This window comes from Chitinophaga oryziterrae (assembly GCF_009758125.1).
GTDB lineage: Bacteria > Bacteroidota > Bacteroidia > Chitinophagales > Chitinophagaceae > Chitinophaga > Chitinophaga oryziterrae.
The window spans coordinates 236,173-259,161 of record NZ_WRXO01000006.1 but is presented as its reverse complement, the minus strand read 5'-3'; the positions used below and the strand labels follow the sequence as shown (position 1 = coordinate 259,161).

General features: G+C 44.0%; 20 protein-coding genes. 8 read left to right on the top strand and 12 right to left on the bottom strand.

The annotated features are described in order from the left end of the window. Positions 1 to 107: 107 nt before the first annotated feature. Positions 108 to 605: a hypothetical protein gene (locus GO495_RS20860; RefSeq protein WP_157301665.1), complete on the top strand. Its 498-nt coding sequence runs from the start codon at positions 108 to 110 to the stop codon at positions 603 to 605. A 6-nt stretch (positions 606 to 611) separates the two neighbouring features. Next, the gene (locus GO495_RS20855; RefSeq protein ID WP_157301664.1) at positions 612 to 1,415 is read left to right on the top strand and encodes an SOS response-associated peptidase; all 804 of its coding nucleotides are present in this window, start codon (positions 612 to 614) and stop codon (positions 1,413 to 1,415) included. Here the strand turns inward: GO495_RS20855 and GO495_RS20850 are convergent. After that, the gene (locus tag GO495_RS20850; protein WP_157301663.1) at positions 1,412 to 1,768 is read right to left on the bottom strand and encodes a DUF779 domain-containing protein; all 357 of its coding nucleotides are present in this window, start codon (positions 1,766 to 1,768) and stop codon (positions 1,412 to 1,414) included. The two genes, GO495_RS20855 and GO495_RS20850, sit on opposite strands and share 4 nt — an antisense overlap. 10 nt (positions 1,769 to 1,778) lie before the next feature. Continuing rightward, a complete protein-coding gene (locus GO495_RS20845) occupies positions 1,779 to 3,311 on the bottom strand; it encodes an aldehyde dehydrogenase family protein (protein WP_157301662.1) in 1,533 nt (510 codons plus the stop codon). A 303-nt stretch (positions 3,312 to 3,614) separates the two neighbouring features. Here GO495_RS20845 and GO495_RS20840 point away from each other — a divergent pair, with 303 nt between their 5' ends. From GO495_RS20840 to GO495_RS20825, 4 genes are all read left to right on the top strand, one after another. Next, positions 3,615 to 3,923 (top strand): hypothetical protein, encoded by a 309-nt coding sequence (locus GO495_RS20840; protein WP_170302698.1) that lies wholly within the window; start codon positions 3,615 to 3,617, stop codon positions 3,921 to 3,923. A gap of 328 nt (positions 3,924 to 4,251) precedes the next feature. Next, positions 4,252 to 4,458: a hypothetical protein gene (locus GO495_RS20835; protein WP_157301660.1), complete on the top strand. Its 207-nt coding sequence runs from the start codon at positions 4,252 to 4,254 to the stop codon at positions 4,456 to 4,458. Further along, entirely contained in the window at positions 4,458 to 4,634 is a 177-nt protein-coding gene (locus tag GO495_RS20830) for a hypothetical protein (protein ID WP_157301659.1), read from the top strand. The genes GO495_RS20835 and GO495_RS20830 overlap by 1 nt, the downstream gene beginning before the upstream one ends. A gap of 642 nt (positions 4,635 to 5,276) precedes the next feature. Next, entirely contained in the window at positions 5,277 to 6,191 is a 915-nt protein-coding gene (locus GO495_RS20825; RefSeq protein WP_338075451.1) for an AraC family transcriptional regulator, read from the top strand. A 72-nt stretch (positions 6,192 to 6,263) separates the two neighbouring features. Here GO495_RS20825 and GO495_RS20820 read toward each other — a convergent pair whose 3' ends face one another. Then, a complete protein-coding gene (locus GO495_RS20820; protein ID WP_157301658.1) occupies positions 6,264 to 7,067 on the bottom strand; it encodes an SDR family oxidoreductase in 804 nt (267 codons plus the stop codon). Positions 7,068 to 7,298: 231 nt separating this feature from the next. On the opposite strand from GO495_RS20820, the gene GO495_RS20815 reads away from it, so the two are divergent. Continuing rightward, positions 7,299 to 8,954: a lectin gene (locus tag GO495_RS20815; RefSeq protein ID WP_157301657.1), complete on the top strand. Its 1,656-nt coding sequence runs from the start codon at positions 7,299 to 7,301 to the stop codon at positions 8,952 to 8,954. Between the two features lie 441 nt (positions 8,955 to 9,395). On the opposite strand, the gene GO495_RS20810 is transcribed toward GO495_RS20815, so the two are convergent. From GO495_RS20810 to GO495_RS20775, 8 genes are all read right to left on the bottom strand, one after another. Then, positions 9,396 to 11,105 carry a GMC oxidoreductase gene (locus tag GO495_RS20810; RefSeq protein WP_157301656.1) on the bottom strand — a complete coding sequence of 570 codons (1,710 nt, stop codon included), beginning with the start codon at positions 11,103 to 11,105 and terminating at the stop codon, positions 9,396 to 9,398. Positions 11,106 to 11,117: 12 nt separating this feature from the next. Further along, positions 11,118 to 11,666 (bottom strand): gluconate 2-dehydrogenase subunit 3 family protein, encoded by a 549-nt coding sequence (locus GO495_RS20805; RefSeq protein ID WP_157301655.1) that lies wholly within the window; start codon positions 11,664 to 11,666, stop codon positions 11,118 to 11,120. 221 nt (positions 11,667 to 11,887) lie between these two features. After that, positions 11,888 to 12,991: a glycoside hydrolase family 76 protein gene (locus tag GO495_RS20800; RefSeq protein WP_157301654.1), complete on the bottom strand. Its 1,104-nt coding sequence runs from the start codon at positions 12,989 to 12,991 to the stop codon at positions 11,888 to 11,890. Between the two features lie 20 nt (positions 12,992 to 13,011). After that, positions 13,012 to 14,808 (bottom strand): RagB/SusD family nutrient uptake outer membrane protein, encoded by a 1,797-nt coding sequence (locus GO495_RS20795; RefSeq protein ID WP_157301653.1) that lies wholly within the window; start codon positions 14,806 to 14,808, stop codon positions 13,012 to 13,014. Between the two features lie 18 nt (positions 14,809 to 14,826). Beyond that, entirely contained in the window at positions 14,827 to 18,195 is a 3,369-nt protein-coding gene (locus GO495_RS20790; RefSeq protein ID WP_240915277.1) for a SusC/RagA family TonB-linked outer membrane protein, read from the bottom strand. A 62-nt stretch (positions 18,196 to 18,257) separates the two neighbouring features. Then, positions 18,258 to 19,154: a FecR family protein gene (locus GO495_RS20785; protein WP_157301651.1), complete on the bottom strand. Its 897-nt coding sequence runs from the start codon at positions 19,152 to 19,154 to the stop codon at positions 18,258 to 18,260. Between the two features lie 54 nt (positions 19,155 to 19,208). After that, positions 19,209 to 19,787, bottom strand: a complete 579-nt coding sequence (locus GO495_RS20780; RefSeq protein ID WP_157301650.1) for an RNA polymerase sigma factor — start codon at positions 19,785 to 19,787, stop codon at positions 19,209 to 19,211. Positions 19,788 to 19,825: 38 nt separating this feature from the next. Then, complete coding sequence (locus GO495_RS20775; RefSeq protein ID WP_157301649.1) at positions 19,826 to 21,496, bottom strand: hypothetical protein; 1,671 nt, start codon at positions 21,494 to 21,496, stop codon at positions 19,826 to 19,828. 433 nt (positions 21,497 to 21,929) lie between these two features. Here GO495_RS20775 and GO495_RS20770 point away from each other — a divergent pair, with 433 nt between their 5' ends. Continuing rightward, positions 21,930 to 22,106 carry a hypothetical protein gene (locus GO495_RS20770; RefSeq protein ID WP_157301648.1) on the top strand — a complete coding sequence of 59 codons (177 nt, stop codon included), beginning with the start codon at positions 21,930 to 21,932 and terminating at the stop codon, positions 22,104 to 22,106. 121 nt (positions 22,107 to 22,227) lie between these two features. Here GO495_RS20770 and GO495_RS20765 read toward each other — a convergent pair whose 3' ends face one another. Next, entirely contained in the window at positions 22,228 to 22,980 is a 753-nt protein-coding gene (locus tag GO495_RS20765; RefSeq protein ID WP_157301647.1) for a helix-turn-helix transcriptional regulator, read from the bottom strand. Between the last annotated feature and the right edge of the window lie 9 nt (positions 22,981 to 22,989).

Genomic DNA, 22,989 nt, shown 5'->3' with positions numbered 1-22,989 from the left:
GTTAAGTAAATATATAATTATTTTAAAGATAAAATAAAATAATATTTGTCTTTTAACGTTGTCATTTCTTTTTAGTACTGAAAATAAACGACTTATCTTTAGGGTCTTTGCGAAAAAACAATACATACAACCCTTTTGAGCCTTTAACGCCAGACAGGATCCAGCAATTGATCCTGTTGAAGGACTATTTCCTGGTAGTACAGCGGTTCCAATGGGTAGGGTTAATAGCCGGCACCGGCTTTATGGCCACTTATTATAGTGATGAAGATGCTGCGAACGAACATCAGCGGCATTTGGTAAATTACTCGGGCAAATTAGTAGATCTTCGTGATCCTGTACAAAGAGACAAGTTACTGGAGTTATTCGAGCCTGGTTCTCCTTATGTGTTGTATATTAATACGCTAAAGGATGAAGACTGGGCAAAAAAAATGACCACTGCTTATGCCGATAAAATACGCAACTATATCAAAACTTCCGGGAGAATAAAGGTAAACCGTGATGATGGCATAGATATAGATTTCAATCTGAAATTTGGTAATGTGACAGCGGTGATCCGTTCCGGAGAACAACAAATGGAAGTCCCTTTTTATGAACTAATAAAATAACCTGTGATGTGCTACGACATCTGTTTTCATACTAATATACTGCTGACGACCGAAGCCTTTCCTGCACTGATCATAGATGCCACACTGGATCATGATTCACTGGTGCATGTGGAAGGTCACCGTTTACCATCCTTTTATACGATATATACCAACGACAATACGCCCCGCCTTACTACTATGGAATGGGGTGTAGACCCTCTGTATATAAGTGATCCCAAAGAAAGAACGAGTCGTCGTACCGGTATGTTGAATGCCCGTAGTGAAAGAATTCTTGATGATCATAAATCATACTGGTACAGGATAAAAGATAACCGCTGCCTGATCCCTGTTACCGGGATTTACGAACACCGGCAGATTAACGGCTGGAAGAATAAAGTACCTTATCTGGTTTATGTACAGGACGCTCCTGTTTTCTATATCCCGGGACTTTACCAGTTAAGGGACGAAGTAGATACAACTACCGGAGAGATCATACGTTCCGGTACCTATACGGTAATTACCCGCCCGGCCAATACGCTGATGGGCAATATTCATAACAGCGGGGATAATAAACACCGCATGCCCCTCTTTATAACACCCACCATTGCGCAGCAATGGATTGATCCATCCCTATCAGTTACGGGCGTACGTGAAATACTCAATTATGAAATGCCTTCAGAACAGTTGGCATATAAGACGGTATATACTATCCGCGGAGGAAAAGCAAGACCTGATAATAAAGAGAAAAATGCGGCCTGGGAGTGGCCGAATCTGCCTCCACTTGGAAATGACAATCCGCTGAATACGGTATCTCAGCAAAGTTTGTTCTAAATATCTAATCTGGCCAGTTCCTCGTCCGAGAAGATGCGGGAGCGGATATGGAACCTTACTCCTAATGGAATTTCCAGGGAGAAGCTGCTGCCTCTCCCCGGAATAACATCCAATGTCAGTTGCGTATGCTTCCAGTATTCGAACTGGTCTCCGGCCATATAGAATTTGCAACCGGCAACTTCTCCCAGGCACACATCTGTTTGCCCGGTTTTAAATTCTCCTTCTGCAAAACACATAGGCTGAGAACCATCACAACAGCCACCACTCTGATGAAACATTAAATTCCCATACTGCAATTTTAGTTTCTCTATCAGTTCAATAGCGGCTTCTGTGGCTAAAATCCTGTCTGGCATAACGTCTTATTTAAAAGAACCCTAATTTTTTCTTGTCGTAAGAAATCAGCATGTTTTTGGTCTGACGGTAATGACTCAGCATCATTTTATGTGTTTCACGTCCAAATCCTGATTTCTTGTATCCTCCAAAAGGAGCATGTGCCGGATAAGCATGATAACAGTTCACCCATACACGACCTGCCTGGATGGCTCTTGGCACCTGGTACAGCTCATGGGCATCGCGTGTCCATACACCGGCACCGAGGCCATATAAAGTATCATTGGCTATCGCAATGGCTTCTTCTGTCGTTTTGAAGGTAGTCACGCATAATACCGGGCCGAAGATCTCTTCCTGGAATACCCTCATCTTGTTATGGCCTTTCAGAATGGTAGGTTCCACGTAGTAACCATGTTCCAGGCCACTGTTCTGGTGGAATGCTTCTCCACCGCACAATACCTGCGCTCCTTCCTGTTTACCGATATCCAGGTAGCTGAGTATTTTCTGGTACTGGTCATCGCTGGCCTGGGCGCCCATCATCACGGTGCTATCCAGTGGATTGCCCATTTTAATGGCCTTGGTACGCTGGATCACTCTTTCCATGAATTTATCATAGATATGCTCATGTACCAGTAACCGGCTGGGACAGGTACATACTTCACCCTGATTAAGGGCAAACATGACTGCGCCTTCAATGGCCTTATCAAAGAAATCGTCATCAGCGTCCCCGACGCTTTCAAAGAAGATGTTAGGACTCTTACCCCCTAATTCCATGGTAACAGGGATCAGGTTTTCAGAGGCGTATTGCATGATTAAGCGACCGGTAGTGGTTTCACCTGTAAAGGCTACTTTCTGTACACGGGGTGAGGATGCCAGGGGTTTACCTGCTTCCACGCCAAAGCCGGTTACAATGTTCAGTACGCCTTTGGGCAGGATATCACCTATCAGTTCCATCAGGCACATGATACTGGTGGGCGTCTGTTCTGCCGGTTTTACGACAACGCAGCAGCCTGCTGCCAGTGCGGGAGCTATTTTCCAGGTAGCCATCAGCAGCGGGAAGTTCCAGGGGATGATCTGCCCTACCACACCGATGGGTTCATGTAGATTGATGCTGACAGTGCTCTCATCATGTTCACTGATCGTACCTTCTTCGCTCCTGATCACACCCGCAAAGTAACGGAAATGGTCTACTACCAGTGGCAGGTCGGCTGCCCTGGTTTCGCGGATCGCTTTACCATTATCGATGGTCTCTACGATGGCCAGGTATTCCAGGTTATCTTCTATTACCTGGGCAATTTTCAGCATCAGGTTACTGCGGTAGGCAGCGCCTGTTTTACTCCATGTTTCAAAGGCCTTATGGGCGGCATTTATTGCATTATCAATGTCTTTGGCATTGCCCCGGGCAGCCTGTGTGAATACCTTACCGTCAATGGGAGACACATTATCAAAGTATTCTCCGCTGGAAGGGGCTACCCATTCTCCGTTAATGTAATGATCATACCTTGGTTTGAATGCAGGGCGTGCGGCCAGATCGGACTTAGGCACAGCAGTGGCTGTATTGCTCATAGTGGAATTTATTTTGTCGTTAAACAATAATGCAATATCAGTAACACCTAAGTAGCATCGAATGTTTTCGTATTTATTAATAGCACAATCGTACTTTATTATTATTCGGAAATAGCTTAGCTTGATTTAGTCAAATTTAAAGTTCTTTACATAACATAGTCGAAACTTTGTACATTTTCAAAATGACATTGCGAACAATGGACTTACTGGGCACATTAAAATAAATAAAACACATTCGCATGAAAAAATTAGCTGTTGTACTTATTCTATTTTTTATGGGCTGGAATGTTATGGCTCAAAAATATGTCTATTCTGATGGGAATTGTAAAATCGAAAGTCTTAGTAAAATATAATCTAAAAAGGGATAGTGCCCATTTGAATTTGAAGCTTACAAATGAAGATAAACTGCCAATCCTGACTGGAGGGGTTTTTTATGCACATTGGACAGAGGACCATTCTTCTATTTTATTGGCTTTTGGAGACGTGTTTAAAATTTGGCATCAAATGGAATATGAATTGAAGTCAATTAAGCCTGACTCTTCGGCGTCTTGGGATTTTTCAGTAAAGAATTTCTTTACTGATTCTACAACTGCCGTTTTGGGAGGTGGATAGTGATCAGCCCAATTTTAAAAACGGTTAAGGTTTTTAAAAACAACGATTTTACCTACGATGATGTAAAGAAGATTGGATTTGTGTTTCACCCAACTTATTGGGATGATGATGCCCATAAGATTGAGAGATGAGCTTTACTACCTTTTCTATATTCAATAACAAGCTCCCTAATTGGAGGTCTGTTAAATAAATTAAAAATCCATATAACTAATTAATTATCAATATAAATTAATTCAAAACTAACGAATTCCCAATACCTTGTTTCGTAGCCTTTACTACAAATTGCCTTCTTGCCACCGAATTCGTACATTTATCACTAAATTTGTCTATGGCTGATTATAAATTCGATAGAACTGCATTCAGGATGATGACATTTAAAGAAGCAGATGCTGCAAATGTGTACAACAAGCACGTTTCTTACCCAGAACGTTTACGCCAGGCATATTACCTTATTTCTCAGGCCTATGGCTTTTCTATGTCAGATCAGCCTAAATTAGATAAAAGCTATCATTCCAGCAGGAAACTTAACAACTGATGGGTACAATTTTCAATGGAGTAGAATTTGATGATGCTTTTCCACAAGCACAGGTTTTTAATGAGGAAGGATTAGAAATCAGGTTTCTACATTTAAATAATCTTATCGAAGCGAAAAAGGCGGCAGGCAGACATAAGGATCTGGATGATATAGAAAAATTGACCTCTGGCGAATAATTTGAGTATTTCACGGAAAACCAGCCAAATATTCCGCGTAAAACCCAGCCAACAAAACTTATTCCCTTAGGAAGTTTTCCCAGGATTTCACAGTAAACCCAGCCAGAGGAGATGACTGTGTCTCTGAGAGTAGAACATACTTTGAACATAGCTACGAGATAGGTTGAACATACTTTGATGCTTCGGAAATGCCCCAAGTATGTTCAACCTATGTTCAACGTATCTCCAATTCCATAACACTCCCCGATGTCTCCCCGAACTCCTATACTACTATAAGACAGTCCGGAAATATGATTCAACTACCGGTAGATAGCTTAAATAGCGGTTTAAACATAGTGCCCGCTGATTGTGCAGCAAAAGCCATCAATATGGAAGGACTTCAGCAGGTTAATCACCAGCCAATAAATGACTTAAATGAACTTGAAGCAATGTATTACAAAACCGTCGGCGCAATACTTACACCGTATATAACATCTGCACCAATATATTTTACCCGGCCTGATATTGACAGAGAACCGGAAGCACTGAAGTTGACAGTGAGAATTTTTCTACATTGCTGAAATATGCACTTGACAACAGGACAAAATAACACTTTTAATTTTGACAGAATAAAGTTAACTTGAGAGAACAAATTCCACTCAGGTGAAAAACTTATTGCAGCAGCCAACTCTTACGAGGCCACAGGAATTGCAGACGCTGATAGAGAACAGGCGTATCTTCAATCTGAAAAATTGTGAACTGAATATTTTTGAGAGCTATCAGCATGCATTACATGTCCCTTTAACATTCAGTGATATGGTAATCACGAGTATGATACGTGGTAAAAAGGTGATGCATCTTTTCGATAAACCTTCCTTTGATTATCTTCCCGGAGAAACGGTGATCGTTCCTCCCAACGAAACAATGATCATTGATTTCCCGGAAGCATCTGCTGATAATCCTACCCAGTGTATTGCCCTGGCAGTTGACGATAGATATATCAGGGATACGGTGAATTATCTTGATAATTATTATAATACCGGAGAGGAACAACATCACTGGAATCTCACTTTTAATCAATACCATTTTGAGAATGATCATGAAGTAACAGATCTGATCAATAAACTGATCCGTGTTTGCAGCAGTACGGATAAAGCTAAAAACATCTATGCTGATCTTCATCTGAAAGAATTATTAATCCGCCTGATACAGACACAGCATCTGCAACAGGTAGTCCTGGACAGTAATGCTGATAATAATCACAACAGGCTGAATTATGTGCTGAATTATATACATGAGCACCTTACTGAAAAGATAGCAGTAGACGCTTTGAGCAGAAAGGCTTATTTAAGTCGTAATATGTTTTTCAAATGGTTTAAAGAACAATTCGGTATTACACCGCTTGAATATATTAACAGGGAAAGAGTGAAGCTGGCCAAACAATTATTAAGCAATCCTCATCATAATATAGGTACGGTAAGTAAGCTCTGTGGCTTCTCTGATGTTAATTATTTCGTACGGATCTTTAAGAAGACGGAAGGTACTACACCAAAGGCTTATCAGTCCTGTATTATCTGATTTAAGCGGTTTTAAAAACGTCCTGCCTGGTTTAAATAAAAAGACAGTCCATCCGGAACTGTCTTTTTCGCTTTATTTAAGATTGAACAACTTTTTCATTCCAATCCTGAAAGCCTCCGCACCTTGCTCCAGACGCTGCTTAAATATTCTTTTTGCATCATTTCCGGCCAGGTACCTCAACTGGTCCTTTCCATCGGTAGCTGCCCCGTAAACAACTTCCGCGATCGTCTCCGGTTCCGTAAACTCTATGAGCGTACCATCGCTAAAGAGTTCACCCAAACGGCTGTTCAATGCATCATACTCGCTATTGGCCGAAACCTGCATAACATTGATAAAATTGCTTTTTATCCCGCCAGGGGCAATCGTCTTAATTCCTATGTTAAACTGTGCAAGATCATAAGATATACTCTCGCTCCAGCCTTCCAGGGCCCACTTCGTTGCATTGTATACACATGATAAAGGATTGGACGAGAACCCGCAAACTGAGGTGGTCGTTAAGAACAATCCACTTTTCTTTTTCTTGAAATAAGGAATAAAGGCCTTTGTTACCCTCAATACACCTGTAAGATTGGTTTCAATCTGTTTGGTTATCTGCTCATCGGTGTTATCCTCCAAAGCGCCCACTAAACCATATCCTGCATTGTTAAAGACCACATCGATGTCTGTAAGCTCCAATGCACGGCTAATAGTGGTGTTGATCAGCTCAGGATCTGTAATATCAAGGGGAAGCAGGATCACGTTTTCAAGTTGGGTCAGTTCAGTTTCTTTCTCCGGGTTGCGCATGGTTGCAATCACCTTCCATCCTTTTGACTGAAATAACCTGGCTGTTGCTTTGCCCAGGCCTGCTGATGCGCCTGTGATGAAAATTGTCTTCATGTTTGTTACTTTTTGTATTGCAAAAGTCAGCTCTTCCCGAAATCCGGCAGTAGCCGGAATGAATAAAATTGTAGCCAAACTGAAGAAGCGTTATTATTTATAAGGAACTGCCGGATATTTCTGCCTCTGCATACTAAGCGGATAGCCATATACGTTTTATGTAAACCTGTAGCCAATTTTGCCGGTACCTATATCGTCTACCTTTTCCTCATCATAAACATGTAAAGCAAAATGAAAAACCTAAACAGTGTTTTATTTGCGGCTATCAGCCTGTTAGCCGTGAGTTGTTCCAAAAAAGATCTGACGGACAAATTAAATGCGAAATCCCTGGCGGTCACTTCCCAGGCGTCTCCTGCCGGAGATGTGGTCGGTAAAGTAACCGTTGGTTATCAGGGTTGGTTTGCATGCACGGGAGACGGCTCTCCGATTAATGCCTGGTGGCACTATACACAAAACTGGTCACAGCCACCTTCCCCTACCAATCTTGGTATTAAATCCTGGCCGGACGTAAGGGATTATTCCACTACTTTCCAGACAGCCTTTTCTAACCTCAATAACGGTCAGCCTGCGAAACTGTTTTCCTCCTTTACAGACCAGACAGTGAACACACATTTCCTGTGGATGCAGCAGAATGGTATTGATGCTGCTGCCTTACAGCGCTTTAATCCGAACGGACAGGAAGGCCCGATCCGGGATGCGATCACTGCGAAAGTAAAGACAGCGGCAGAGACCTATGGCCGTAAGTTTTACATCATGTACGATGTAAGCGGCTGGACGAATATGCAGTCGGAATTAAAGACAGACTGGACAAATAAAATGTCTGCCTATACTGCATCCTCAGCGTATGCCAGGCAGAATGGCAAACCTGTGGTTTGTATCTGGGGATTTGGATTTAATGATGATAATCATCCCTGGTCTGCTGCGGTATGCCTGGAAGTAATTAACTGGTTCAAAAGCCAGGGTTGTTATGTGATTGGCGGAATACCTACACACTGGCGCGAACAGAACAGCGATTCAAGACCCAACTTTATCGATACCTACAAAGCGCTGAATATGATCTCTCCCTGGATGGTTGGACGTATCGGTAATGTAGGTGATGCAGATAATTTCTATACCAATGTAAATACGCCGGACCAGGCTTATTGTAATGCCAATGGTATCGACTATCAGCCTTGTATCTTACCGGGAGATTTACAGGAGCGTCAGCGTGCGCATGGAGATTTTATGTGGAGACAGTTTTATAATATGGTCCGTGTAGGTTGCCAGGGGATCTATATTTCTATGTTTGATGAATATAACGAAGGGAACCAGATCGCCAAGACAGCGGAGAATGCCTCTATGATCCCTGCCGGTTCTTCTTTCGTTACGCTGGATGAAGATGGTGTGCCCTGTTCTGCTGATTATTACCTGCGTTTAACAGGCGACGGTGCGAAGATGCTGAAAGGACTGATCGCATTGACGGCTACGCGCCCTACGCAGCCCGTTATTGGCAGCAATACTGGTGATGTACCAATCGGGCAGACAGTGACAATTAAAGGCGCTAATGGGCTCTATGTGTCTTCTGAGAATGGTCAGCAGGCAATGAACTGTAACCGTACCGTTGCACAGGGCTGGGAACAGTTTGCAGTGCTTGACGGCGGTGGCGGTAAAGTAGCCCTGAAAAACAGCGATAAGTACGTATGTTCTGAAAACGGGACACAGGCGATGAACTGCAACCGTACAGCAATTGGCCCATGGGAACAATTTGACTGGATTAAGAATGCGGATGGCTCTGTTTCTTTCAGAGGGAATAACGGGAAGTATGTTTCCAGTGAGAATGGAACGCAGGCTATGACCTGTACCAAGGATGTTATCGGAGCTACCGAGAAGTTCCGGATCAATGAATAATGCAGGTTTTATCAATGAAAGAAGCCCTGTCAGGATTCCTGGCAGGGCTTCTTTCATGTTTAAACTTATATCAGAACGGGATACTCATAATTTACGGGTATCCATAACCTGAGACAATCCAGTGTATAAGGTACTATAAGCCCCATATAAGCCCACTCATAGCCCCCTCATAGTCCCCTATAAGCCCACCTTATATAAGGTCGGCTTATAGGGGAGTTATATTTGTAGTAATAACAGGTGTTAGACAGATTGTAGTACAGGCTCGCGTACAGAAGATATCGGTTTTACCGGAAAAACCGGTTTATCCCTCTCTTTGTTTATATCTTTAAAAGGTACTGAAGGGCTTCTGAACAGGAATAAAACAGGTTTATCCTACGTTTATCCTACGTTAAAAGACGTAAGATAAACGTAGGATAAACCTATTCAATTCCTATTCAGTTCTTATATATTCCCTTTTTTCAGTTCAGTAACAGCATGATCAACTGCCCTTGCCGTTAAGGCCATGTAAGTCAGGGATGGATTTTGTGTAGAGGTGGAAGTCATACAGGCGCCGTCTGTTACATATACGTTGTTACAGGCATGCAGCTGGTTCCATTTATTGAGCATGGATGTTTTAGGATCATGCCCCATACGTACCCCGCCCATTTCATGAATATCCAGTCCGGGTGCCTGGTGGGAATCGCCCGTTTTGATATTGGTAAAGCCTGCTTTTGTATACATTTCGGTCATCTGCTCAAAGAAATCCTTCAGCATTTTCTCGTCATTATCGTCATAACCAACATTGATATGTACGGTTGGAATACCCCATTCATCTTTGCTGGTTTTATCCAAAGTAAGCTGACTCTCTTCTTTAGGGATCGTTTCTCCCATCATATGAGAACCAACATACCAGGGCCCCAGTTCTTCATTGGAGATCCTGTCTTTCAATCCAACCCCAAAACCACTATCGTCAGAGGTTAAGCGGCGGCCGCCATTAAAGCCGGCAGCATAACCACGCAGAAAATCAGTTTCCTGTTTCTGCACATTCCTGAACCTTGGCAGGTAAGCGCTGGTTGGACGGCGTCCATCTGTGGTAATGTCTTTAAACCCGTCATACTGGGCAGAGATATGACCCCGGTAGTTATGGAAAGCAAAGTACTTACCCAATACGCCGCTGTCATTGCCCAAGCCCTGCGGGAAGCGGTGAGAGACAGAGTTCAGTAATATGAGGTTCGTATTTACAGCAGCCGCATTTACAAAGATGACATTAGCGTAATACTCCGTCATCTCTTTGGTATTGGTATCCACCACCCTTACGCCGGTAGCCTTACCCCTCTTTTCATCATAGATGATAGAATGTACCACAGAGAAAGGACGCATAGTGAGATTACCGGTCTTTTCCGCCCAGGGCAGTGTAGACGAGTTACTGCTGAAATAGCCCCCGAACGGACACCCGCGCTGGCACAAGGTCCTCTTCTGGCATTTTACCCTACCCTGTTCAATATGAATAGGCTGCGGTTCTGAGAGGTGTGCACAACGACCGTAGATCACGTGGCGGTCCTTATAGTTAGCGGCTACAAAGTCTTTAAAATAGGTTTCTACCCTTGTAAGGTCCATGGCAGGCAGGAACTCACCATCCGGCAGATTGGGAATACCATCCTTATTACCGGAAATACCTACGAATTTCTCCACGTAGCTGTACCAGGGAGCGATATCTTCATAACGGATAGGCCAGTCGACCGCAAAGCCGTCCCTTGCAGGACCTTCAAAGTCGAAGTTACTCCAGCGTTGTGTCTGTCTTGCCCACATCAGGGATTTACCCCCTACCTGGTATCCGCGGATCAGGTCGAAGGGTTTGTCCTGTATATAAGGATGCTCCTTGTCCTTTACAAAGAAGTGCATGGCATCTTCTTTAAAAGCATAACAACGGCTGATAGAAGGGTTTTCTGCCTTTATCGCCTCCGGGACCTCCCCTCTGTGAGGAAATTCCCAGGGATACATATTTGTGGTAGGATAATCCTTTAAGTGTTTAACATCACGGCCTCTTTCCAGCACCAGGGTTTTGAGTCCCTTTTCCGTGAATTCCTTTGCTGCCCATCCACCGCTGATACCCGAGCCTATAACAATGGCATCGAACGTGCGGTCTTTAGCACTAGTGTTGATGTTAGCCATACTATTGAAAAATTAGAGCGTCTTTTTAGTGAGATCTTTAACGGGAATACTTCCGTGGAAACGAGCCGGAACCAGTTCGTACTCTTCCACCTTTGTTAAATAATATTCTGAATTGGTGTAAGCCTGTACGGTCAAACGTTTGGTCACCTGGTAGAAATGAGCGGCAGGCACTTTGGATGCGTCTTCTTTTTCCAGCGACTGCAACAGGGATTCCCTTTCTGCCGGGGTGGATTTTACAAACGAATGTCCGTTCTTCTTTTTGCAAAGCGCTTCAAACTCTTTCATCCCTATAGTCCATTTCTGCTGTGCTTCTTTATTGAAGCAATCATCCATCATGGTGAGGGCAAACTGCTGTGCTTTTACTTCCCTGGCGCCGGGTGTTTTTGTAGTAGGAATAATGGTAGCTGCCAACTCTTCCAGCATCTTCTCATCATCCCCATTTACATCTAAATTTTTCAACTTTAAAGAGGCAGGAGCAGTGTGCAGGCACGAAGGCAGCAACGCTATCCCCGCAGACACTAATAAGACCTGTTTTAACGCGGTTCGTCTACTTACTGGCATGATCGATATTTACTTAATGGCAATAAGGTATCAGTTATATTTAATATTTCCAAATGATAGGGGATCTCTTTGGTATGAGTGGCAAAATGAAGCCAAAAACTGATACTATTTTTACCCGACCAATACAAATTTATCCAACTCTTTTCAACTGGAAACGCCGCAGAGCTTTTAGCTCTGACGGCGCTTCAGGGGTTAAACAGGCTTTAGATAGGACAGATCAACTACTTCTCAGCCGGGCATACCTGCATCATTTCAACGGCACTACTTGCTTCGTATGACTGCACAATACCTGTCGGGCAGGCCACTTTATAGTTCCTGTAGGTGATACCACGGGTGGCATCCCGGTTGCCCCAGGCGGTATTAATATTTTTTCTGATCCAGGGTAAATACTGTTGCTGATTGGCGTCTGTGATAAGCGTCATGATGTAGTGGCCGAATATGGCTTTCAGTACACCCTGTTCGTTCCAGTCGCCTTCTGCGGGCATAATCCCGTCTTTATCGCACATGCTTTTCTGTGTATAATCAGCAGCCAGTTTAGCATTATCAAGATAAGACTGCTCCCCTGTTTCCTTATACAACATCACGGCAGCGCCGATGAAAGTACCCAGGTTGTAAGTGTAATCAGACCAGCCCTTGTTACCATTGATATTGTTATCGGCAACTCTGCCCGTCGTGTTATCGTAGAGGTTCACCACGCCCCAGCTGTATACGCTCTTAGCCTTATCCAGGTAAGTCTTATCTCCTGTGATCTTATACAATGTCATAGCAGCGATCACGGTAGGGAAATTAATGCAGGAGTTTTTACCTGTATGATTAAAATCCCACCACATACCACCGTTCGTGCTGTCATAAGCGTTATCCCATACATGCTGGAACCCTGCTATGGAATTAGCGAGATAATCCGCGTTGCCGGTGATCTGATTCGCACGGGCCAGGGAGATGATCCACCACATCATATCATCATAAATAAACCAGGTGGTTTTATTATTCCAGTTGTAATGATCGTAGCGGTTGTAACCACCCTGGTAGATATCGTTGATCATGGCCAGATGGGCAGGATCTTTGGTGCGTTTGTAGGTATCCATTGCAAGGTCCCAGTAAACGGCCTGTGTCCATATGGCGCCGATATCTTTCCGTTCCGTGTTTGAGTAATACAGCTTGTCTGTAGTGCTGTAGAAAGTTGTGTTGAACGAATTAAAAGCGGCAGTAGCATCCTTTGCGGTAAAAGATACAACAGGTAATACTACCGGTGGGTCCACCACACTGCTGCTCTTACTACAGGAAGTAGAGAGCAGCAATAAGGTGGTAAAGATGAAAGTTTTCATGATGAAAGTTTTTTAACGGATTACCATCCCGGGTTCTGCACTAACTGCTTGTCGTTGTTTACATCATTAGACGGGATCGGGAAGAAATAGTGGCGTTTATTAAACACGCGTGTTTCGAAGGTCACCACATTCAGAAAGTCTGGCAAATCCGCACTGATGTTTAGTCCGTACATAGGACCATTCTCAGTTTGTTCTGCAATTTTCCATCTGCGCACGTCGAAGAAGCGGTTGTTTTCAAACGCTAATTCCACCCTGCGTTCCTTACGGATCGCTTCGCGCATTTCGGACTGACCAGTTGGAGCGGGTAATGCTGCAGAACCGTACAATGGGATGCCAGCTCTTTCACGAATGAGATTGATGTACTTCAGTGCATCAGGGTTGGAAGGATCTGCTTCATTTACGCATTCTGCGTAGCTGAGATAGATTTCTGCCAGGCGGATCAGGATCAGTGTGCGGCCACCCACGTCCCAATTCCCAAGACCCATTGCCTTACGTACAACATAACCTGTTGTTGTGTGGTCTCCTCCACCTGCTTTCAGACCGGAATTACCGGTGTAATAAAAGCGGGAATTAATTTCTCCGAAAGATGTATTTAACCAGGTGCTGTTATCATAGGTGATATTCACATAAAAACGGGGTTCGCGGTTTACCCACTGGTTGTAAATGTTCTTTGTATGTGTATCATAGGGCGACTGAAAATCAGAATAACCGGAGCTTACATAACCGGATAAAGGATCGCTGATACTTCTTCCGTTGGCTGTGAAGAAGGCATCCACCATGTTCTGCGTAGCGCCAAGGCCACCACTTCCTTTTACATCACGGGAACTTTGTCCGCTGTGATAAGGAGTAAGTTCATACTGACGGGAACCCAGCGAGTTCTTTACCCTTGCGAAGATCACCTCAGGGTTCCAGTCGGTCAGGATTACATCGCGGCAGGACAGATAAGGGCTGTAATTACCGCTGGCATCGTTCTTTTTGAACAGACTATAAGTACCGGGTACGAACTGGTCTAAAAAAGACTTATACGCATCTGCAGCGGTCTTCCATTTGTTCACATCAAAAGACTGGCTGATGAGTGGTTTACCGTCTTTGTTGGTCAGGCCGGCAAGGTCTGCGTTACCATTGTATAAAGGGCTGGCCGCAAACATCAGCGCGTTGGCCCTGAATGCCAGTGCAACACCCTTTGTAATATGACCATAGTCCTGATCATTGGCAGGCGCAACCGGTAAATCTGCGGATGCTTTTTCCAGTTCCGCTGCTACATAGGTAGCGCATTCATCGAAAGAGCTGCGGGGCACCTGTAAATTCGCATCTACGGGGACTGCCTTTTCTTCCAGTAATACAACAGGGCCATAGATACGCATCAGGTAGAAATAGTACATGGCACGCAGCGCTCTTGCCTCTGCTTTGTAACGGGTGATCAGGGCCGGGCTCAGGTCCGTGATCTTATCCGCATTTTCAATGAACACGGAGGCTGCGCGGATACCACGATAATAGTTTCTCCAGTAATCACCTACGAAACCGGAATTGGCATCCCAGTTACCGATGTTCACATCATTGGACTGTACAAAACTCCACACGTAATCAGCTTCATCACAACCGCCAGTCCACAGACCGCGGCATTCATCAGAACCAGGATTACGTTGTCCGAATTCATCCGGTACACGACGGTATACATCTGCCAGGAATTTCTGCGCAGTACCCCATGTTCTGAAAGTTTCCTCAGTAGTAAGCCTGTCATCCGGTACCTGGTCAAGGTATTTGGAGCAGGATGAAAATATAATTAAAGCCGTGAAAATGTATAATAGCTTTTTCATAATCGTTTGCTTAGTGGATTAAAATCTTAAGTTCATGCCAAGGGAAACCGTTCTCACATTCGGATAGCTGGTCCCGTTATTCGTATTCAACTCAGGGTCCCAGAGTTTGAACTTACTGAAGGTAAGCAGGTTGATACCCTGCAGGTAGATAGATGAATTGCGGATACCTGCCCTGTTCAGGAATGTGGATGGCAGATTGTAGGCAATCTGCGCTGACTTCAAACGCATGAAGCTTACATCTTTTACCCACCAGGAACTGGCCTGTGTATTGTTCTTGTTCTCAGATTCGCCATATGCAAGGCGTGGGTAGAATGCATCCTGACGCGGATTGTCTACAGTCCATCTGTCTTCCGCAATAGCATAAGCATTGGTTACACCACCCCCACCGTTGAAAGGAATGATGGCAGAACCCTGCAGCATACGGTCTGCGTTTGAAATACCCTGGAACATCAGGCCGATATTAAAGCCTTTGTAAGCAACGTTAAAACCAAAACCGTATACTAAAGAAGGCAGATCACCGCGACCGATTTTCGTTACATCATAGTTATTGATCAGGCCATCTCCATTTAAATCTTTGTACTTGATATCACCTGGCATTACAGCGTTCTTATCACCCGGCACAGCGCTTGCCTTGATCTCGGCATCATCTCTGAACAATCCTTCTGCGATATAGCCATAGCGGGCCAGTACATTGTTTCCGCGATGTTCCATCCATGGATAGTTCTGCGGAGGGGTATCATCTTCAATCAATACATCTTTCGTATAAGTGATGTTACCGCGGAACTGCACATCTACCTGACCGATGCGGGTGCTGTATTCAACAGTTGCATCCAGTCCTTTGTTATTCACGATACCCAGGTTCGCATACTGCTGATTCTGAAGCCCCATGAAGTCTACATTGGAAGCTCTTTTCAGGAAGATACCGGTACGGTGTTCCTTAAACAGGTCAAAGATTACAGACAGGTGATCATTTAAAGTATGGAATTCCATACCGAGGTCCTGTTTGTTAGACACGGACCATTGTACGTTCGTGGCGTATCTGTCTATATTGATACCACCTGTGTTGCTGAATGCTTTACCGAAGCCGTAAGCATCATTATAAGTACTCAGGTTGGTGATGTACAGGAATCTTGTACCTGTGCTGCTCAAACCGGAGTTACCATTTGAGTAACGGAATTTCAGGAAGGAAACAGCGTTTTTAAGTGGAGAGAAGAATTTCTCGTTAGATACTATCCAGCCAAAACCTATAGCGGGGAAGAACCCGAAACGGTTTTGCGGAGCGAATGTTTCAGAACCGTTATAACCGAAGTTGAATTCAGCGAAGTATCTGTCGTCGTATGAGTAAGCGACTCTTCCGGCAGTACCTAATGACCTTTCAGGAATAGAGCTGATGAAATCACCTGCCAGCGTATTTGAGAGGTCGCTGGAGTAAAATAATCCCAGTGCACCAACACGGTGTTTACCAAAGCTTCTGTCGTAGTTAAGGGCCGCTTCCGTATAGAATTTACGGGTAGTCCGACGATCACCGTCATCTTTATCGAAGCTCAGGTAATCATCACCGGTAAATGTTTTGATCAGGTTTAATGATCCATCCGCCTTATAAGGATTCACCTGGTCCGGGAAGTAAGTATCTTCTCTTTTAGATCTGGTGATGAAGTTCTGATTGTAGGTATCAAACGCGAACATGGCGGTAGCCGTCAGGCCTTTGGTCAGCCCGCCGAGGTCCTGTGTAGCCCTGATATTGGAAAAGAGCTGGTTTTTAAATTCGTTGCGGTAACCTCTGCGCGTCAGGTCTGCATATGGGTTCCTGAAACCACCATTAGAGGACTGACCAGGAACGAGCCCGCCCGGATACATGATCGGATAGGCCACCGGAGCAGCGTCCATAGCGCTCTGGAAGATATCAGCAGTGTTGATACCCGGGTAGTTGCCATTAGAGAAATATCCCTGCAGGCCAATATCCAGTTTGGTCGTTTTAGTGATTTTCAGGTTGAGGTTACTGGTGAAGTTATAACGGTTATATTTGAGGGAAGAGTTATACTTCGCCAGTTCGTCTGTTTTCAGGAAACCGGTTTCGTTGAAGTAACCCAGTGATACGTAGTACTGTGCATTTTCCACACCACCGCTGGCATTTAAGTTAGCGCTGCGGGTATGACCATATTTATTAAATACAGCGTTCATCCAGTCTACGTTTGGATATAACAAAGGATCTACCCCGTTCTTTGTATTATTGATATACTCCTGGGAGTAAACCGGTGTACGGTTGCGGGTAGTTACCGCTTCGTTGGCCAGGTTCATGTAGGAGATACCGTCCAGCATTTCGGGTCTTTTCGTGAAGGTGTTCACCCCTTCATTATAATCGAAATAGATCTGAGGTTTTCCTACTTTCCCGCTTTTCGTTTTCACCAGGATTACCCCGTTTGCACCACGTACACCATATACGGCAGTACCGGCAGCATCTTTCAGGATGGTGAATGATTCGATATCTTCAGCGGAGATATTGTTGATAGAACGTTCTACCCCATCAACGAGAATTAATGGGCTGGAGCTGTTACCATCACCGAAAGTAGAGATACCACGGATCCAGATATCAGCCCCGCTTTTACCCGGTTCACCGGAGCGTTGTACACCTACCACACCGGCTACACGTCCTGCCAGCATAGTGGTGATATCAGCAGCAGGCTGTTTGAATTCAGTTGCTCTGATGGTAGACTGAGCGCCTACCAGGCTTACTTTACGCTGTACACCAAAACCTACTACCGCCACTTCACTGAGGGATTTGCTCGCCACTTTCATCTGTATGTTGAGCGTAGTTTTTGTACCAACAGGCATTTCTACCGTTTCGTAACCGATGAAGCTGAAGGCCAATACAGCCTCCGGAGACTGCACGATGATTTTGAATTTACCATCCGTACCGGTGGTAGTCATGGTACTTACACCGCGGACCGCCACACTTACACCAGGCATACCTTTACCGTTTTCATCCACTACGGTACCGGAAATAATGATATCTGCACGTTTGGCCGGAGCATCCTGTGTAGTGCCAGCAGGCAATTTGCTGATGACAACGATGTCATTTACTTCCTGGAAGCCCAGCTGTTTGTTTTGTAATAATGTCTTCAATACATTATCCAGTCGTTCGTTGGAGAAAGAGTAATTACCAACGGGATATGAGCTGAGCAGTTGTTTGTCGTACGCAAAAGTAACTTTCGTGGATTGCTGCAGTTCTCTGATGGCAGATTCCAGGGAACCGCTTTTCAGGTTGATGGTGACATTGGTTTCTTTCAGGATCTGCCCCTGACCTGCGTAGGCAGGTAATAAGGCGGACGTGAAAATAAGGACAATTGCCAGCACTCTCTTTCTGAGTGTTTTGATCAATTTTTTCATACGTAGTTCAGGCATTGAGTGGTGAGTGACATGGAATTTCAGCACAGAGGTCTGTACCTTGTTTATTTGTAAATCAGAATTTGATTGGTTGTTGCTTTGATTTTAAGCTGATGGATGGCTGCCAGTACTTCTGCGGCCTTTACAGGCTCCATAACGGTAGACAATTCGGTGGTGTACCTGGTCGCTTTCACTTCCTCCTGGTTGGCGGTGATGGTGATACCGAAGTTTTTCTGCATCATTACTACCATCTCATCGAAAGAGACGTCATTGAGCAGGAGTTTACCCTGCTGCCATTCCAGTGAGTGCTGGTCGAGGGAATCTATTTTACCCGTACCTGTTTGTTTATCGTATACCAGGGCCTGGTTTTTCGCCAGTATACCGTATCCTTTCACGCTTACCTTACCGCTAACGACCCCTACGCTGAGGTTGTGCAGCGCTTTATAGGCGGTAATATTAAAAGAGGTACCCAGTACAGTGGTAGTGAGCGGGCCGCTTTCCACGATAAATGCCTTGCGGGGATCTCCTTTCACGTCGAAGAACACTTCCCCGTCGAGGATGCTGAGGGTCCTTTCGGCGGTGATACGGATGGTAGAACCCGCGTTAATGGACAGAATGGTTCCGTCTGGCAAGGTCACTGTCTTCTTTTCACCTGAGCGGGTAATGATCTCGGTGAATATAGCGGGTCGTTCTCTTACCAGGAAGTAGGTAAGCCCTGCGCCTGCCAGTAATAAGGCCACCGCAGCAGCCTTTGCAGCCTGCAAGTAAAAGGTTTTAGCAACCTTAATTTGCGGATGGATATGTTGCCACATTTCCTGGCGGAGCTGTTCTTCCTGCTCTTTGGTAAGGTGAAGGTCTTCATTGAAGGAGTCGTACCACTGGTCTATGACCCCGGATTCTTTTTCCGGTGCCTTTCCCAGCAGGTATTGCCTGAGGAGTTGTTTGATGTTTTTTGCTTGCAACGTGGACTAGTTTATTACCTTATCTCAGAAAAAGGGATTTGGTACTAGTCGGTTTTAAAATTTATTTAAAATAATACAGAGGATGACCAGGGCCCACTCGCCGGGGGTATTGGTCTGAAGGGAGGTACGGAGTCTTTTAAGCGCTTCAGTTAGTTGATTCTTAACGGTTTGTTCGGAAAGGTTGAGGATTCTGGCGATATCCGCAATAGAGTGATCATCTTCCCGGCTCATCCGGAATATTTGTTGCATACGGGCGGGCAACCGGTTTACGGCGGCTTCAATCAGGGCCTTCAGCTCTTTTGTTTCCAATACATCTGTATGATTATCAAGCACATCAAACAGTTCTGCATTTTTTACTTCAGTGGCACTGAAGGCATAATGACTGATCACCCTATATTTAATGGCTGTAAAAAGGTAACGCCCCAGCTCCCCGTCCTTATCAGCAGAAACAGCATTCCTGCGGCGCCACAGGCTTAACATGACCTCCTGAACTATGTCTTTGGCTTCGTCTTTATCTACCCGCTGACAGGCTTTGAGATATAATGCTTTCCAGTAACGGTCGTACAGGATCTCGAATGCAGCAGTGTCGTCCCTCTTTATAGCTTGCAATAACTCCCCATCACTCATTTCCATATAAATAGAAAATAATGGGTAAAAATAATACTCTCTCTTTAATTTAAGGGGTTAATTTCTAATAAGAGCTGGCGCTGACCGTTTAGCTGGTCCAGCATCTCATTTAAATATTGTTTGGTTTCCCTTTTGAAAGAAGGGAGCAGATTTTTATAGTATTCAATACCTTCCAGCAGGTTATCCCTGAATTTCTGCTTTACATTGTTGTTCTTCAGGTAATCAATATATAGCTGTATTTCATTGATGAACATATTGGGCCTCGGTAAATTGTTCAGGATGTTCACCTTACCATAAATATGATCTACCATCTGTTTCAGGGAGAATACTCCGGAGAAATAAGCCAGGTTGGGGCCTGGGCAGATGGTAACTGCAGTAAGGTTATGTGCTACCGGGATATTGTTTTTAAGATATACGGATACACTGAGTCCTTCGCAGAGGCAGTCTTTGCTGGTAACGTTATCCAGTTCTGCCTGGAGTTCTTCCGCCGGCAGACCTTTGGCTTTCAGTTGTTTTATTTTTAAATCCTGGTACTGACGGGAAGCCGTGCAGATGGGAGTTGCCGTGAATTCGGTATCTGTGGCCAGGAATTTCTTATAACAGGGGCTGCCGGGCCTGTTTTTCTCAATGCGTAGTTTACGTTGTTCTTCTGAAGTACTGGGTCTGAAATTCTGGAATGCGACGCCTAAAGGGGACGCCTTACTCAGAAAATAATCTTCTTTTTTTGCAGTGGCCAGTTGTTGTAACGTATGTTCCTCTACATTGGTAGCTTCAGGAACAAGCAGGAAGGGACTCCCCCAGCCGGTACCATCTACTTCATAATATTCTGTCATGAACTGGTCTTCGTTGGCAGTGCCTATCCCTCCCTGTACCGTTATTTTCAGTGGCAGGTCTTTTACGTTGGCCAGTTCTTCCAGTTCTGCTCTCAATGCTGTACGTTTGTTTTTAAACTCTTCTAAAATGGGACCCAGCAGCATCCCTTCCGTAGCAAAAGCATGGCCGCCACAGTTTAGTCCGGATTCTATCCGGAACTCCGATACCCAGATACCTTTCTTTGCCAGCAGCTTTCCCTGTACCAGAGCAGAGCGGTAATCACTTACCTTGAGGATGATCTTTTTATCACCATAAGGGTGGAAGCAACTGAAATTCGTTACATAATTATAGAGACGGGGGTTGTATCCTGCTGATAAAACAACACTTGTTTTCAATGTGCTGTTCGCCACACCTCTTAATGCGGCCAGTGCATCAGAGTTTTCACCGGTACCATTATCGATCTTTGCCATAATGTTTACATCGATCGCACCCTGCCTTATTTCTTTTCTTAATTGTGCCTGTAGTACCGCTTTATTATCTGCTGCCAGCATCTGATCGTAAAGTGCTTTTGTATTCGAATGTGCGGGCAGCATTTCGAAGTACTTTACAATATCCTTACCTTCTTCAAAAGGTTCTTCTTTTAAAACGTCCATCTGCTTTTTCACGATCCTGTCCAGTAAATCCAGGTATGCCGTTATTCTCCTGGCACGGTAATCCTCGTCTTTTACAGTAATCGCAATATATTCTTCTTCCGACTGCGTACAATAATATTCTCTCATCTTCTCTATCAGCTCATCCTCCACTATTGACACAACAGATGAAATGCCAAACCGGGCCACTTTTACAGGTGTATCAATAGAATAACTCAATCCTAAAACGGGTATGTGAAAACTGTGCAACATTGTAGTTCTTTTAAACCATGCAAAGGTTATTTTATTCTTTTTAAAGAATTATGATGAGGATCAGGAGGAGGAATGACGGGAGATAGTAGTGGCTTAGTTATGATGTTATTGCTTATAAATACACTGAATCTGACTGTTTAGTTCCCTGATGTAGCGTTTGAATATGGGCTGAGGATTTGTTTTTCAATTTAACTTCACCTAAAATTCACGTCAGATAAGGTGTATTTATAAGCAATAACATCTGACGCGAAGATTATGTAATTAAACTGAGTCACGAACGAGGAACAACAGTAGATAGATAATTTTTAGTAAATTCACATATGCCGGGACAGTCAAAAAATGTTAGGTGCAACTCATATAGGTAATCATAGGATGGTTATCTTTACTCCTGCGTCAGTAAAACTTATTAACAGATATTTTAAACTATAAAACCATGGGATACATTAAAGAACCTAAAGGCGTGAATTTGGTAGTTGATCCCAGGCCGTTAACTACAAAAGACAGATCAATGATCAGCGATGCTATCGCTCATTATAAAGCAACGGGTAAGAAGAAACGCTTTATACCTAAAAAAAGAGTAATTAGCACTTCTAAGGTAAAGCATTCATAATATATATAATCTCATTTAAAGGGCAGACAAAGTATATTTGTCTGCCCTTTTTTTATAAGAAAATTTCAAAAGAGAATTTGATAAGTCTGAAGTAGAAGAAGTGAAACTATAATTTTTTCTTTTACCACCGCATTGGAGTCGTAAAAAATGATTGTGGTGTTTGTCCGGTGAAGGATTTAAACGTCTTTGTGAAGTGTGCCTGGTCGAAGTAACCTGCGGAATGAGCGATATCGGTTAAATTCGTGGCATCAGAATATTGTGCGATGATGCTTTTCAAACGTACTATTCCTGCGAACTGCTTCGGAGAAGTCCCCGTTATCTTCCTGAACCTCTTTTCGAATGCATCCTGACTGATATACAAATCAGCAGACAAATCTTTTATCCTGAGACCTCCGTTCGTATTTTTTATCTGCTGTATAGCGCTGAGGATAAGCGCATCTGAGTTGGGGGATTTTAACCTGGACAAAAGAAAATGCTGCATGATGCTGATCCGTTCTTCATTATTGACAGCATTCATCAACTGATCTTCTATCTGATCCGTACGCATGAAATTATCCAGTGAAATACTGCTACCGAACAATTCATGTAAGGGTAAAGGGAAGAATGCAGCCGCCCCTCCTTCTGTGAAGGTAACCAGCAGTGTAGCAGCATCTTTCGAATAACTTATTAAACGGGGGGCATTTCTTAATCCGGTGATGGAAGAGGAGGATAATATTTCTTTTGAGTCCGTAATCTTACCTCTTAACCTGAAAGCCATTACAAGGGAAGTATCCGGCAATATCTTATTTTCCATACCATTATCGCTTTCAATGATCATGAAAGTCTTAATGAATGGCTGTAAAGCTTTAACGGGTATGTACCGGGTTATTTTCATGGCTAATCC